This is a genomic window from Endozoicomonas sp. ALB091 (assembly GCF_049310265.1).
Taxonomy (GTDB): domain Bacteria; phylum Pseudomonadota; class Gammaproteobacteria; order Pseudomonadales; family Endozoicomonadaceae; genus Endozoicomonas.
The window spans coordinates 231,257-246,277 of the sequence record NZ_JBLYNQ010000007.1; the positions used below are offsets into that span (position 1 = coordinate 231,257).

Annotated in this window: 10 protein-coding genes and 2 tRNA genes; 4 read left to right on the plus strand and 8 right to left on the minus strand. The window is 47.9% G+C overall.

The features are described 5' to 3' along the window. Window positions 1-7 precede the first annotated feature (7 nt). From ACO6UX_RS13185 to purE, 4 genes are all read right to left on the minus strand, one after another. Window positions 8-2,863, minus strand: coding sequence for a hypothetical protein (locus ACO6UX_RS13185; protein ID WP_422448281.1), 2,856 nt, complete (start codon window positions 2,861-2,863; stop codon window positions 8-10). A gap of 33 nt (window positions 2,864-2,896) precedes the next feature. After that, complete coding sequence (locus tag ACO6UX_RS13190; RefSeq protein ID WP_422448283.1) at window positions 2,897-5,743, minus strand: hypothetical protein; 2,847 nt, start codon at window positions 5,741-5,743, stop codon at window positions 2,897-2,899. 320 nt (window positions 5,744-6,063) lie between these two features. Beyond that, window positions 6,064-7,212 (minus strand): 5-(carboxyamino)imidazole ribonucleotide synthase, encoded by a 1,149-nt coding sequence (locus ACO6UX_RS13195; protein ID WP_422448285.1) that lies wholly within the window; start codon window positions 7,210-7,212, stop codon window positions 6,064-6,066. Between the two features lie 11 nt (window positions 7,213-7,223). Next, complete coding sequence (gene purE / locus ACO6UX_RS13200) at window positions 7,224-7,706, minus strand: 5-(carboxyamino)imidazole ribonucleotide mutase (RefSeq protein WP_101749099.1); 483 nt, start codon at window positions 7,704-7,706, stop codon at window positions 7,224-7,226. A gap of 299 nt (window positions 7,707-8,005) precedes the next feature. Between purE and ACO6UX_RS13205 the strand changes: the two genes are divergently transcribed. Both ACO6UX_RS13205 and ACO6UX_RS13210 read left to right on the plus strand, forming a co-directional pair. Continuing rightward, window positions 8,006-8,635 (plus strand): hypothetical protein, encoded by a 630-nt coding sequence (locus ACO6UX_RS13205; RefSeq protein WP_422448287.1) that lies wholly within the window; start codon window positions 8,006-8,008, stop codon window positions 8,633-8,635. 522 nt (window positions 8,636-9,157) lie between these two features. Continuing rightward, entirely contained in the window at window positions 9,158-9,382 is a 225-nt protein-coding gene (locus ACO6UX_RS13210) for a hypothetical protein (RefSeq protein WP_422448289.1), read from the plus strand. Window positions 9,383-9,443: 61 nt separating this feature from the next. Here ACO6UX_RS13210 and ACO6UX_RS13215 read toward each other — a convergent pair. Both ACO6UX_RS13215 and uvrB read right to left on the minus strand, forming a co-directional pair. After that, window positions 9,444-9,519 (minus strand) — tRNA-Val (locus tag ACO6UX_RS13215). A gap of 81 nt (window positions 9,520-9,600) precedes the next feature. Next, window positions 9,601-11,613: an excinuclease ABC subunit UvrB gene (gene uvrB, locus ACO6UX_RS13220; protein WP_422448291.1), complete on the minus strand. Its 2,013-nt coding sequence runs from the start codon at window positions 11,611-11,613 to the stop codon at window positions 9,601-9,603. Window positions 11,614-11,922: 309 nt separating this feature from the next. Between uvrB and ACO6UX_RS13225 the strand changes: the two genes are divergently transcribed. Then, window positions 11,923-13,071: a pyridoxal phosphate-dependent aminotransferase gene (locus ACO6UX_RS13225; protein ID WP_422448293.1), complete on the plus strand. Its 1,149-nt coding sequence runs from the start codon at window positions 11,923-11,925 to the stop codon at window positions 13,069-13,071. Window positions 13,072-13,157: 86 nt separating this feature from the next. After that, window positions 13,158-13,233 (plus strand) — tRNA-Asn (locus ACO6UX_RS13230). 249 nt (window positions 13,234-13,482) lie between these two features. Here the strand turns inward: ACO6UX_RS13230 and lapB are convergent. Next, window positions 13,483-14,655 carry a lipopolysaccharide assembly protein LapB gene (gene lapB, locus ACO6UX_RS13235; protein ID WP_422448295.1) on the minus strand — a complete coding sequence of 391 codons (1,173 nt, stop codon included), beginning with the start codon at window positions 14,653-14,655 and terminating at the stop codon, window positions 13,483-13,485. Then, complete coding sequence (locus tag ACO6UX_RS13240) at window positions 14,648-15,007, minus strand: hypothetical protein (protein ID WP_422448297.1); 360 nt, start codon at window positions 15,005-15,007, stop codon at window positions 14,648-14,650. The genes lapB and ACO6UX_RS13240 overlap by 8 nt, the downstream gene beginning before the upstream one ends. Window positions 15,008-15,021: the final 14 nt, after the last annotated feature.

Genomic DNA, 15,021 nt, shown 5'->3' on the forward strand with positions numbered 1-15,021 from the left:
TTATTAATTAATCTAATAACCGTTGTAATCTCGATTTAATCAGGAAAATCAGCCCTCGCTGGATCACAAAATCCGCAGTACTTTGTTGTTTATCCTTAAGTATATCCATAATGGTCGCCCCATGTCCGAGAAATACGGATTTTCCGCCCCACTCCTCCCCCGTGTAGTTTTGCAGATGCAGCACATTCTCTCTGGCTCCAGTCAGGCCGCTGGCGGTCATAAAGTGAGGACTGGCAGCAGCATCACCAGCAGCAGTAATGATCACTTGATGGGAGTCTGATCTTCTCTCCACCACATTTTTCCTGACCCGATGTTGCTGTAAAGAGAATACAGTCGCAAATGAGTCATTAATCTTTTCCTCCGTAACGCCCAGCGATTGATCAATACCATAGCTATGCGCCACTGTTTGAAACCATGCTCTGGAAAGTGCTTTGCGTACCTTGGCTGCACGCTGATCACGCCACGCTTTCCGGTCGGCTTTTGATCGTTTATTGCCGTTTTGATCCAACTCTGGTACCGGTAATACCGCTAACTTTTTCTGAACCTTCTGGCAGAATTGATTAAATGCTTCAGGTATCTCCATCCCGATGTAGACAAGGTTTTTATTTTCAAAACACCGGGTCTGCAGCGCTCTTCCAAGGGTTGACGCCTTCAAGTGGCGAACACCACTTGACTGCTGACGGGTTTGTCGGCTGAGAAGTTGTCGTTCATCTGCACTCAGCCCCTCAATCCTTTCCATCTGAAATGTCATCTGCTCCTGGAAAAACTGCTGAAACTGTTGATCAAGTACCACCATCCCACGAAAATCTGGAAAGGTATCCAGCCGATCATTTTGCAGGGGCTGGTCTTTCGGTCCTTCCCAGGAACAAACACCATAGCTTCGGGTAGCCGATACGGCTCTGTTCCCCATATACTTTTTACGGATCTGACTATTTTTACCCCCCGCGCAAATCACTAAATCAACGGGACGGGTTAACGTTGCTTCAGGTTTCTGATAACCAGCAGGCGGCTCTTTCTTGCCGTTGGCAAAGGGAGAGGGATCATTCTCAGGGTGGTATGTAGCCTTTACTGTATAGCCTTGTTCATTAGCCTCTACTATCGTCATTTCATAAGCAGCTAACCGCTCCAACCTGGTTTTTTGTGGGGCATCACGCTGGGAAATATGTTCGTAATTGCGTGACATCAGTTCAGCAAGTCTATGATTCAGAGCCTCTTCCAACCGGTGAGTGGCAATTTCTCCAGCCATTTCGCCAAAACCATCCGTACGAATAACGCCTTTTCCATCCTGACCGAACATGTCGTAGTAATGTTCTCCAAGATAAAACTTCAGCATATCCATCCATTTAGGGTCCAGTCGAACCACTTGCACCCGGTTATATTCAGTGCTCCGTTTCTCAAACACTGAGACATTGGCTCCTTCCTGAAACTGAGTAAAAGCCAGCATCAGTCCTGTTGGCCCAGCCCCTTCAATGGCAACGTTCGGATGACTGTTTGCTTCATTGTTCTGCGCTATTATCCAGTCCAGCTGGGCTAAATCCACTTGTGGTCCTCTTAACTGAGCCAAATCCAGCAGCTTTTTGAACATCTGCTCATTGTGTTCGGAATCGGTGCCCCATACAGCGGTCGTTTCAATACCTTGTAATAACAGATTTAACTCCCAGCGCCGCCCTTGATTCAGCTGAATCTTCAACAATGCCGCACGACCTTGTGCTATCAAGCCCCGATAGACTTTGCAACGAGCGTCAAGTTCTTTAAATTCCTGGCTTTGATTCTGGTTTTCTGCAGACAAAGTACTCCGTAAGGATTCATACTGCTGAAAATCTTTTTCAACCCGGGCCAGATCAAGCGTTCTCAATTCACTGGGTAATCGACTTATTTTGCGTACTACAGCAGAAACATCTGTTTTCAGATCTTCCTCAATACTGAATAATCCCGAGGTTCCAGATAATAGCCCTTGATAACTCTCTTTAAGCAATGTCAGATCGTCAGCGGAAATCAACTCCCGGGGATGACCTTGAATACTCATTTCATTATCAATAATCAGGTTCAGCGCATTCTGCAAAGCGCGATCACGCCGGGAGTAGGGATAAGAAAGTATATGTCCTACACGTGCGGTTAATTGTTGATACCCTTCAGGAGACAGGTTCTTCCGAAGGTTATGTAAAACGGACAAAGTGATGGTTTTTGTCAGTTCGGTAAAACCTTCAGATTGTCGGGTATCACGAAAGTGCTTTTCCAGCTTGCAGATGGCTTCATGAGCTTTATGCCCCTCAGGTAACAATTCCGGTGACAGAATTATAAGTCGATAGTAGGCTATCAGCACTTCCCTGCTATCTTCCAAAGTCACCCCGGGCAAGCGAGACAGCAGCCCGGAGAGTTCTGCTTTAAGAAATCCAGCGGCTTCACGAATAATTTTACGTTCTTTTGTGCTGCTGAGTATTGTGTCCTTACTACTGAGTATCGTTTTACGCTCAGATTTTTTAAGAAAAGGCAAAACGCCATTTCCTACGTCCTTTATAATGCGTTTTTTTAAGCTATGAGGAGCTTGTTCAGTTTGAAGCAATTCCCATAACTGACCACGAAATAAAGCAGCCGCTTCCTGCTCTTGTCTTCGCTGTTTCCGGCCTTCTGTCGTGAACAGGTTTAACAAACGTTGAAGAAAAGAAGTAGTAGACTGAACTACCTCTACCCTTCGATGCCAAACTGCACCCCGATGAAGATCGCCGGGGTGCTTCAATTTCCGGGTAACTTTCAGTTCTGCCCGTTGACGATTCTGATGAATTGTTTCGAGCTCTGTCAGCGTGTTTTTGATATGAGCATAGGGTTCATTATTTGATAACCCGGCAGGTCTGCCTGAATCCATTCCATTTCTCCTTTTATGTCAATTTATTCCCGATTAAATCAGGAAATTCAGTCCTTGCCGGATCACAAAGTCCGCCGTATCCAGTTGTGCATGCTCAAGCCTGTCCTGCCTTTGTTCCAGCCCATATTCCTGATATATTCTTGGTCCGTTCCACACATCCCTTGTGTAGTTTTGCAGATGCAACACATTCTCCCTGGCTCCAGTCAGGCCGCTGGCGGTCATAAAATGGGGAGTAGCAGCAGCATCACCAGCAGCAGTGATCATCACTTGACGGGAGCCTGATTTTTTCTTGATCACATTTCGCCAAACCCGACGTTGCTGTAAATAGAATACCGCCACCGATGGGTCATCAATCATTTCCTGAGTAACACCCAGCGACTGGTCAATACCATAGCTGTGTGCCACTGTTTGAAACCAAGCCTTGGAAAGCGCTTTCTGCACCTTGGCTACGCGCTGATTACGCCAAGCTTTCTGGTCGGCTGCTGATCGTTTATCGCCATTTTGATCCAGATCTGGCACCGGTAATGCAGCTAACTTTTGCTTAACCTTATGGCAGAATTGAGTAAATGCTTCAGGCAACTCCATCCCGATATAAACCAGGTTGTTATTGTCAAAACACCGGGTCTTCATCACTCTTCCATGGATGGATGACTGCAGGCTGCGAACACCGCTGGACTGCTCATGGGTTTGCTGGCCAAGCAATCTTCGCTCATCTGAACTCAGCCCCTCAATCCTTTCCACCTGAGATAGCATCTGCTCCTGGAAAAACTGCTGAAACTGTTGATTAAGTACCACCACCCCGCGAAAATCCGGAAAAGTTTCCAGCCGATCATTTTGCAGGGGCTGGTCCTTTGGGCCTTCCCAGGAACAGACACCATAGCTTCGGGCAGACGTTACGGCCCTGTCCCGCATATATTTATTACGCAGCTGACTATGTTTACCCCCGGCGCAAATCACTAAATCCACAGGACGGGTTACCGTTGCTTCAGGTTTCTGATAACCGGCAGGTGGCTTTTTCTTGCCGCTGGCAAAGGGAGAGGGATCATTCCCGGGGTGATATTTAGCCTGTACTGTATAGCCTTGTTCACCGGCCTCTACCCTGGTCATTTCATAGGCAGCTAACCGCTCCAATCGGTTTTTCTGCGGGTCATCACGCTGGGAAGTATGATCGTAATTGCGTGCCATCAGGTCAGCCAGTCTATGATTCAGAGCCTCTTCCAGCCGGTGAGTGACAATTTCGCCTGCCTTTTCTCCCAAACCATCCGTACGAACCATACCCTTTCCAGCCTGTCCATTTTCACCGAACAGGTCGTAGTAATGTTCTCCAAGATAAAATTTCAGCATATCCATCCATTTAGGGTCCAGTCGAACCACTTGCACCCGGTTATATGCAGTGCTCCGTTTCTCAAACACTGAGACATTGGCCCCCTCCTGAAACTGGGTGAAAGCCAGCATCAGCCCTGTTGGCCCAGCGCCTTCAATGGCAACATTCGGATGTCTGTTGGCTTTCTTGTTCTGCGCTATGATCCAGTCCAGCTGGGCTAAATCCACTTGTGGTCCTCTTAACTGAGCCAAATCCAGCAGCTTTTTGAACATCTGCTGATTGTGTTCAGAATCAGTACCATAGATATTGGCCTTTCCTATACCTTCTAATAACAGATTTAACTCCCAGAGCCGCCCTTGAGTCAGCTGAACATGCAATAATGCCGCCCGACCCTCTGCTATCAAGGCCCGATGTGTTTTGCAACGGGCTTCGAGTGCTTTAAATTCCTGGTCTTGATCCTGTTTTTCTGCGGACAAAGTGCTCCTTAAGGACTCATACTGCTGAAAGTCTTGTTTAACCCGGTCCAGATCAAGCGTTCTCAATTCACTGGGTAATCGACTTATTCTGGCCGCTACAGCACGACCGTCGGCAAACAGATTTTCCTCTAGCCGGTGTACTCGCGAGTAACGAAAAAATAGCCCCTGATAGCTATCTTTAAGCAAGGCCAGATCCCTGGCAGAAACCAACTCCCGTGGATGGCCCTGCACAGACGAACTACCCAGGCCATTACCAAAAATCAGGTTAAGTGCATTCCGCAAAGCCCGCTTACGAGGGGAGTATGGTTTGGTAAATACATTACCGATTCGTTTCGTTAATTGTTGATACTCTGCAAGCGACAGCTCCTCCCGAATGTCATGTAAAACGGACAGGGCGATGGTATCTTTCAGGTCAGTAAAACCAACCGATTGCCGGGTATTACGAAAATGCTTTTCCAGCTTTCTGAAAGCTTTGTGAGCTTTATGCTCATCCGGTAACAATTCCGGTGACAGAATAATGAGTTTATAATAGGCTTTCAGCACTTCTCTGCTATCATCCAACGTCACCCGGGGTAGGCGAGACAACAATCTGGAAAGTTCTTTTTTCAGAAATCCAGCGGCTTCACGGAAAATTTTACGTTCTTTCGGGTTAATTAGAATGGTATCCTGACTACTGACTATCGCTTTATACTCTGATTCTTTAAGAAAAGGCAGAACGCCATTTTCCACGGCCTGTATGACCTGTTTTTTTAGAATGTAAGGCGTTTTTTCAGTTTGGAGTAATTCCCATAACTGACCACGGAATAAAGCAGCCGCTTCATGATTTTGTCGGCGTTGCTTACGACCCTCTGTTGTGAAAAGGCTTAAAAAACGTTGCTGCAAAGAGGTATCAGATTGAACTACCTTAACTTTTCGATGCCATACCTCGCCCTCATGAGGATCGCCAGCGTGTTTCAATTCAAGGGAAATGTTCAGTTCTGCCAATTGATGATTCTTATGAATTGCTTCAAATTCTGCCAGCGTGTTTTTGATATAAGTATAGGATTCATTTAATAATCCTGGGGGTCTGCTGGTATCCATTACATTTCACCTTGTATGTTAAAAACTGTCGGACAGGTTCTATTCAGATCATTGGCTAGTTAACAATGTGCTTTTATATAAATCACTAACCGATTTGTCAGTTGTACTAACATCCTATGACTAACCCTGTGGAAGTTGTTCTGTTTCGATATTAATGGAGAATGGGTTGAAGTTATGCTTGATTGCAGTTCCTGATCAAAAAGCATCTTGCTTGAATAAAAAATGATAAGAGAGAATCAAGCCAAACTTCGGTAGATAATAGAGAAGCCGACATAACCATTCAGTTACATCGCCCCCGGTTTGAAAGGAAAATCTTTGAATTAGTCCAGTGATAAATCCAGACCTCGCCGGGCAACCCCGGGATAGTCATCTTCAGGTAAAAACGCAGAGAGAGCCACCAGCATTTCACCCAGCGCCTCTTCTGACTCAGCCACCAGATTGATGTGCCCCATTTTACGACCGGGGCGCTGGCTTTTGCCGTACCAGTGGCTGGTGACATTGGCAACGGACAACACTTCAGCGGGAATATCAGGCTGACCCAGAACGTTAATCATGGCACTGGGGCCAATGGCTTCAGTGGTGCCAAGGGGTAAACCGGCAATGGCCCTGAGATGGTTTTCAAATTGACTGCACAGGGTTCCCTGCTGGGTCCAATGGCCGGAGTTATGCACCCGGGGGGCTATCTCATTCACCATCAGCTGGCCATCCACATCAAAAAACTCGATGGCCAGGACCCCGACATAGTCCATTTCAGCAGCCAGCTTGCTGAAGGCGTCCACCGCCTGTTGATGAATCCCGGTAGAGATGGATTTCGCAATAGATAGCGTCAGAACCCCATTGGTATGCTCATTCTCAGTGACCGGATAAATAGCCATATTACCCTGTTTGTCCCGGGCACCAATGACCGACACCTCGCGCTGAAAGGGAATCATTTTTTCGGCAATAATCGAGTGGGGTGAATGTTCACTGCCAACAGCCAGAAATTCTGACATTTCCGACCAGATCTGCTCAATATCACTGTCTGACCAGACCCGCCACTGCCCTTTACCGTCATAGCCGGCCTGACAGGTTTTAATAACCAGTGGCAGCCCAAGCTTCTTGATGACTGCATCAAAGTGAGAACGATCGGTGATCAGCTGGTAAGGCGCACAGGGCACACCGGTTTTATCCAGTAACGCTTTCTCCATGCTGCGATCACCGCCGACTTTAATGGCCTGCTTACCAGGATAAAACTTTCCGGAGGCAGCACACAGAGTCAGCACATCGTCAGGAATATGCTCAAACTCAGCGGTGATGGCGTCACATTCAGCAATAGCCTGTGAAAGGGTTTGATCGCTGACCTGAAGCGTCAGGGGATGCATCAGCTTTGTGGAGCCGACATCATAGGAGAGGATATTGATATTCAGCGGTGCGCCCGCAAGACTCATCATGCGTGCAAGCTGGCCCGCGCCTAACACTAGAATATTCATACTGCTTTTTATCACTCGGCAGGATCAGGATTCGCTAATACAGTTTCGGTTTGCAGCTTCCTGAAATCATCAATTCTGGCCTGCAACTCTGGCTGCTGACAACCAAGAATCTGTGCTGCCAACAGACCGGCATTGGCCGCCCCGGCATCGCCAATGGCCAGAGTACCGACTGCAACACCTTTGGGCATTTGGCATATAGACAATAACGAGTCGATACCGTTCAATGCCCTGGATTTAACAGGAACCCCCAGCACCGGCAGGCTGGTAAAGGCGGCAGCCATTCCCGGCAGGTGTGCAGCCCCCCCGGCACCGGCAATAATCACTTTGATTCCCCGGGCAGCAGCCTGAGAGGCATAATCTGCCAGTAGTTGTGGAGTGCGATGGGCAGAAACAACCCTTGTTTCGTAGTCGATGCCGAAATTTTCCAACATTTCAGCTGCATGCTGCATCGTGGGCCAGTCGGACCTGGACCCCATTATAATAGCAACGGTCATAACCACTCCTTTATTCTGAGCGGCAATAATAGCACATATAACCCGTTTGCCTTCAGGGAAAACAGACCAAGTCGTGGCCAGCAGGCTTGCAAAAGAATGGCTCTGCAATTTACAGACAAGGCATCCTGGCAGCCATCCGTCACTTTTAAAACTGAAAGCAACCACCTGATTTAATATAATTCTATATAGATCAATAGATTAGCTTATTTTTATAGAGAAATGATACTAAAGTATAATTTTACCTTTACTCATTATTCCATATATTGACGAAAAAATTGGTCTAGAAAGGAGTACGGACTATGTTTGTTTTTTTCAAGGGAACAGGGCATACACCACCGACGCAGCCTCAATTTGAAAATCGTGGGGCTAGACTCGGAAAAACAAATAAACAATCTAAAGAATTTAAAAATAGCGCTGCATCATTTGCTCAAGCCGCTAGTGAACTTAACAATAAAATCGCTGGAAAAGCTGAAAAAGCTGAAAAAGCTGGAAGAGCTGGAAAACCTAAAGACACTAAAAAAACTGGAAGAGGTAAAGCATTTGACCGAGAGACTGAACAAGTACATGCTAAAAGAGCACCTCAACCAGGCAAGGTTGAAATTGGCGGAAAAGATCTTTCCAAGCGTAAAATTGTCTGGCTAGAAAAGTTTAAACATTACTTTAAAATATTTACTTGCAATGTGAGTTTAACACTTCACTTTTATCGTAGTCAGGAAGCACGAGCAGCCCTTAAAAAATCCAGAGATGAATCAAAATCAGAGTTGGCTATCCTTACAAACGAAGAAGCAATGAGGACAAATACCTCAAAGATGAAGGAAGAGCTAGCGGATGGGCAATACTTACAGGCAGCTAAGAGAGCCGGGGCTGCTAGTGAAGCTGCTTTTAAAGCAGGAAAAGGTCGAATTGAAAGTTGGTGGGCACGTGTTTAAGCTGATGCTTATCAGACTGAAAATTTAAATCCTTTTCAGGAAAATATAAGTTTACTGTCGTAAAAAAAGCATGAAATGCTGCCTTAAACCCTGGGCAGCAATAAATCTTCTTTTACTATCCATCGATCAATCTCATGGTACCCTCCAAAGAGCCATTATTGACATAGAACTCATCTTCACTGATGGACCATCTTGATCAGATGCAGCCGATCGCGTTAACGCAAAGTCTCCCCCAATATCTGCCGTGCTATCTACTGGCGAAGTCAGGCTGACCTGCGGTCGAAGGCAGTTCAGTCCCCTGGTAAAGTCAATTCCTGATAAGCCGATGTAAACTGTTCAGCGCAAACAGGCTGGATAGTCTAAATATGAATAGTTCCCAAGGAATGTAATAGCTTGTTTCACGCCAATGAAACCGCTTTGAGAAACCCGATATATTATTTATAGTCTCAGCAGTCAGCCTTACAGGCAATACAGCAACATGCGAAGTCGATTACTAAACCAGGTAAATATCAGAAGTCTGCCATGAAAATGCCTTTTCAGCCTGGAGACCAGGTGACCACTCATTTTTATCCGGTCCAGAAAAACCGCCGCAGAACCGTCATCCGCTGCTATCGTTCTATTGACTGCCCATCTGGCTGGCTGGTTGATACAAAAGACGACAGCGGAAAACTGTTGAAAGCACTGGATGCGAAGTGGTATCAGCTAATGGAAATGGAAGAGGCACCTGACCCAGAGACCACCCGGTAGCAAAAAAAAAAAATTTGTTTAGGAGTGAACGAGGGAGCAGGAATGCAGGATGAAGAATAAATGGTAGTCGGTACTGGACTTGAACCAGCGACCCCCACCATGTCAAGGTGGTGCTCTACCAACTGAGCTAACCGACTGAAGTGGTGCGTATATTATCAATGCAGCTAAAAAATGCAACACTTCAATCAGCTTAATTCTAACAGTGTAAATACCTACTCTCAGTGTTTTAAAACCTGCTCTCTGAGCAAGACAATTTCATCCCTGACAGCAGCAGCCTGTTCAAACTCCAGGTTACGGGAGTGCTCCATCATTTTTGCTTCCAGCTTCTTGATGGTCGCGGCCATGACGTCCGGGGTCATGGGAACCTGATACTCAGTTCCCGGCTCTGCCACTGCTCTATGAGCTTTAGTGCCTTTCTTCCGTCCGGGCACAACAGCCCCTTCAAGGATATCAGCCACCGATTTGACAACACCTTTTGGCGTAATATTGTGTTTCTTGTTGTAGGCCATCTGCTTTTTGCGACGCCGCCTGGTCTCGCTGATTGCCCGCTCCATGGAGCCGGTCATCCGATCACCATAGAGAATTGCCCGGCCATTAATGTTTCGGGCGGCACGGCCAATGGTCTGAATCAATGAACGGTCAGAACGCAGAAAGCCTTCCTTATCGGCGTCGAGAATAGTGACCAGGGAGACCTCTGGCATATCAAGGCCTTCCCGCAGCAGGTTGATACCCACCAGCACATCAAAGGCACCAATACGCAAGTCACGGATAATCTCTACCCGTTCCACCGTATCAATATCTGAATGCAGATAACGTACCCGGACACCCTGCTCATGCAAAAACTCAGTTAAGTCCTCGGCCATACGTTTGGTGAGCACCGTGACCAGCACCCGCTCCTCTTTGGCAACGGTTTTATTAATCTCCATCAGCAGATCATCCACCTGGGAGGAGGCCGGTCGGACCTCAATTTCCGGGTCCACCAGACCGGTAGGCCTGACCACCTGATCAACCACCTGCCCCTGGTTCTCTTCCTCGTACTTACCCGGTGTCGCAGAGACAAAAATAGTCTGCGGCCGTCGTCCTTCCCACTCTTCAAATTTCATAGGACGGTTATCCAGGGCAGAAGGCAGGCGGAAACCATACTCCACCAGTGTCTCTTTTCGAGAGCGATCCCCTTTATACATGGCACCGATCTGCGGCACAGTCACATGGGATTCATCAATCACCAGCAATGCATTATCCGGGATGTAGTCAAACAGGGTTGGCGGTGCCTCGCCGGGTTTATTGCCGGAGAGATAGCGGGAATAGTTTTCAATGCCGGTGCAGTAACCCAGCTCAATCATCATTTCCAGATCAAACTGCGTGCGCTGTTCAAGTCGCTGAGCTTCCACCAGCTTGTTGTTATCGCGCAAGGCATTGAGCCTATCCACCAGCTCAACCTTAATGGCTTCCACTGCATCCAGGATGGTCTGTCTGGGGGTCACATAGTGAGTTTTTGGATATATGGTCGCCCTGGGCAATTTTCTCAGAACCTCGCCAGTCAACGGATCAAACTCGCTGATGGCTTCCAGTTCATCGTCAAACAGCTCCAAACGGACCGCCTCTTTTTCCGATTCAGCGGGAAAAATATCAATAACATCACCACGAACACGGTAAGTGGCCCGCCGAAAATCCGCATCGTTGCGCGTGTATTGCAATTCCGCCAGGCGACGCAGAATGGTTCGCTGATCCACCCTGTCTCCACGGTCCAGATGCATCATCATTTTCAGATAGGACTGTGGATCACCCAGACCATAAATGGCCGAGACCGTTGCCACAATAATCGCATCCTGTCGTTCCATCAGGGCCTTGGTGGCAGAGAGACGCATTTGTTCAATATGTTCATTAACCGATGCATCTTTCTCGATATAGGTATCTGACGTAGGTACGTAGGCTTCTGGCTGGTAATAGTCATAGTAGGAGACAAAATACTCCACGGCATTGTCTGGAAAGAACTCCTTGAACTCACCATAGAGTTGTGCGGCCAGTGTTTTGTTGTGGGCCATGATGATCGTCGGCCGCTGTATTTTTTCGATCACATTGGCCACCGTGAAGGTCTTGCCGGAGCCTGTTACCCCCAGCAATGTCTGGCAGGCAAGGCCAGCATCAATGCCCTTGACCAGCTGTTCAATAGCAACCGGTTGATCACCGGCAGGACCGAAGCGGGAAGAAACTTTAAACGATCGACTCATGCTACCCTTCCATCTGGAGCAGAAAAATTTGCCAACGGTAACCGACAAACGCATACCAACGGTACATCGTATTGTGTATGATGCCTTCTGTTGGTCGCATGACGGATAATTGCTACTCATCACCGTTATAGTACAGCTATTGGTAGATAGTTTCCGCCACAGGAAGTCTAACCAAACCAGCAGAGAGCTTACACAGACTCCGGGAGAACTTCTCCAGCCAATAGCGGAAGGCAAACAGCATTATAATTCTCAGTGTTACAACCATAAATGAGGAAAACTGTGACTGGTCATCCATCCCAACGCGTGCAAATGGTCAAGCCATCTCCAACTCTGGCAGTCACCGCCAAGGCTGCCGAACTGAGAGCTGCCGGACATGACATTATTGGCCTGGGTGCCGGAGAGCCCGATTTCGACACTCCGGAGCATATTAAAGCCGCAGCGGTCAAAGCCATCGCTGAAGGGAAAACAAAATACACTGCCGTGGATGGAACCACCGAGCTGAAACAGGCCATTATTGATAAATTCAAGCGGGATAATGGCTTTGAATACAGCCAAAGCCAGATTCTGGTTTCCTGCGGCGGCAAACAGAGCTTCTTCAACCTGGCCCTGGCACTGCTGAACAAAGGTGATGAGGTCATTATTCCAGCCCCTTACTGGGTATCTTACCCGGATATGGTGGTCATCGCCGAGGGTGTGCCGGTTATCGTAGAAGCCGGTCTGGAAAACCGCTTCAAAATCACTCCCGGGCAACTGGAAGCCGCCATCACTGACAAAACCAGACTGGTGGTACTCAACAGCCCCTCAAACCCGACCGGAACCGCTTATAACCGCAAAGAGCTCGAAGCGCTAGGCAATGTGCTGAAAAAGTACCCGGAGGTAATGATCGCCACCGATGATATGTATGAGCATATCCTCTGGACTGAAGAGCCTTTCTGCAACATCCTGATGGTCTGCCCTGAACTCTATGACCGCACGATTGTTCTGAACGGCGTCTCCAAGGCTTACTCCATGACCGGCTGGCGGATCGGTTACGCTGGCGGGCCAGAGTGGCTGATCAAAAACATGAAAAAAATCCAGTCCCAGAGCACCTCCAACCCCTGCTCTATCGCCCAGGCTGCTGCCGTTGAGGCACTGAATGGGTCACAGGATTGCGTGAAAGCGATGGTCAAGGTGTTTAAGAAGCGCCATGACTACGTTGTTGGCCGATTGAATCAACTGCCGGGCGTGAGCGCTATTGAGGGTGACGGTACTTTCTACGCTTTTGCTGATTTCAGTGAAGCAATGAAAAAGCTGGGCTTTACCAAGGATACGGATCTGGCAGCTCTCTTCCTGGAAAAAGGCGTTGCCCTGGTTCCCGGCTCTGCCTTTGGTTCTGATGGCTGCATGAGACTATCATTTGCCACCAGCGATGAAGCGCTGGAAAAGGCTCTGGACAGACTTCAAGCGGCCCTGACCTGACCGACTATTTTTACTGAGTACCAGCTTCTGGTACTCAGTAACTTGACAGGCACAACAAGCAAGGTATCATTCACCTTATCTTTTGATCCCCGATAGCTCAGTTGGTAGAGCAAATGACTGTTAATCATTGGGTCGCTGGTTCGAGTCCAGCTCGGGGAGCCACACTTCTATCAGTACACTGCGCTCTACCCTTATGGTTCATCAAAAGTGAACTTTACCTCGTTGGAACTATCCAGTTAACTTTCTTCCCTGGTCAACCCGGTCCCTTCCAAAAAAACGTGATGCGCCGTTGGCAGTCCTGAGTCTGGTTCAAAGCTAGAATAACGTTTTGAAGTCCTGTCAAAACAAGAAGGGATTAACAGAAATTCTCAAGAAACATATTCAGACTAATACAGTAAATAAATACTGGAGCTACTCTCCCTCAAAACCCTGAATCGGTTTCACTGTTCCCCAATGATGACAGCGGGGACATTGCCAGTGCATTTCTTTCCCGGAAAAACCACATCGACCACAGGAAAAAACCGGTTTAAACTCAAGCATCCGCGCCGTAAGATGGTGAATCAATTCCAGTACATTGTCCGACAGGTCACCCTGAAACTGACGACGAAGACCAATCAGCTCATTCAAGCCTCTCAGTGTAGGATGACGCTCAAGTTGCGCCGTTAGAAAGTTAACAGCCTGAGACTCCCCTGACTCCCTGAGCAAAAGACGAGTCATTGCAATGATAACCGCAGTACCGGGACGCTCATTCAGGCAACGGCCAAGATAAGCGCCAAGCCCTCTCACACTTCCCGTATGCTCAAAAGAATTCTCCAATAATGGCAGCGAGAGGGGCATGAAGCTGATATCCTGAACCGATATTCTCTGCAACACTTTAATTGCCTCTTTGTAGCTGCCTTCGTCAAATTCCATTTGACCCAGCAAAAGGCTGGCCCTGACACTGTTCTTATCCCGGGAAAACGCCTGACGTATCAGGCGGCGTGCATTTACCCGGTCATTCTGCTTAAGGGCTGTTTCGCTCTGCTCGCAGTAATAATGTGCCAGAATGACAGCAAAGTGCTCTCCCCGGCCCGGCCTCAACCTTTCTGCAACTTCTGCTGCCTTAACCCACTCCCGTTCCTGTTCATAGACACGCAACAATTGCTGCAAGGCCTGGTCCCGCAGCTCATGATTCTGACGACTGAGATCAATCAGAATGGATTCAGCACGATCCAGCAGACCAGCAGAAGAGTAGTTTTGAGCCAGGGCAAGCTGAACCTGGAAAGACTGGATGGACGTCAGGCTTGGGCGCGCCAGCAAGTCCTGATGAACACGGATGGATTTTTCCACTTCTCCGCGCTTGCTAAACAGGTTTCCCAGCGCCAGATAGGTATCAACGGTGTCATTATTGATATCCAGGGCTTTGATAAAGACATCAATAGCTTCATCCGTCTGCTCATTAATCAAATAATTCAGACCAACAAAATAGTCCTTCGACAGCTGGCCAGAGCTATTCACCCGCCTTCTCTTCTGATCACGCCAGCCCAGAAAATAACCAATGACGATTGCAGCTAGAATAAGGCCCAATAACGCAATATCAGGCATCCGTTAACCCTTTCAGGGCACTGGATCTCAACTTCTGGAGTTCGGCGTCACGCCGCGCAAGCTTTCTTCTCAGGCTGGCATTAGCCAGTCGCAAACGGATAACCAGCATCAGGGAAACCAGCAAACCGGCAAAGCCACCCAGTACAAAGGGCACCATAACCAGCGTGGAACTGCTTACGGTCGGCATCATTAACCCACCCATTTCAAGGCTGATCTGCTCGGTATTGGAGAGGGTAAAGTTGACGAAAAACACCAGTAAAACAACAAACAACGCCAAAACCAGAAGACGTTTGAACCACACGACTATTGTCGTAAAACTGCTCTTGACAAGAGGCAACTCGTAGCTCGCCATAAACTTAATTCACG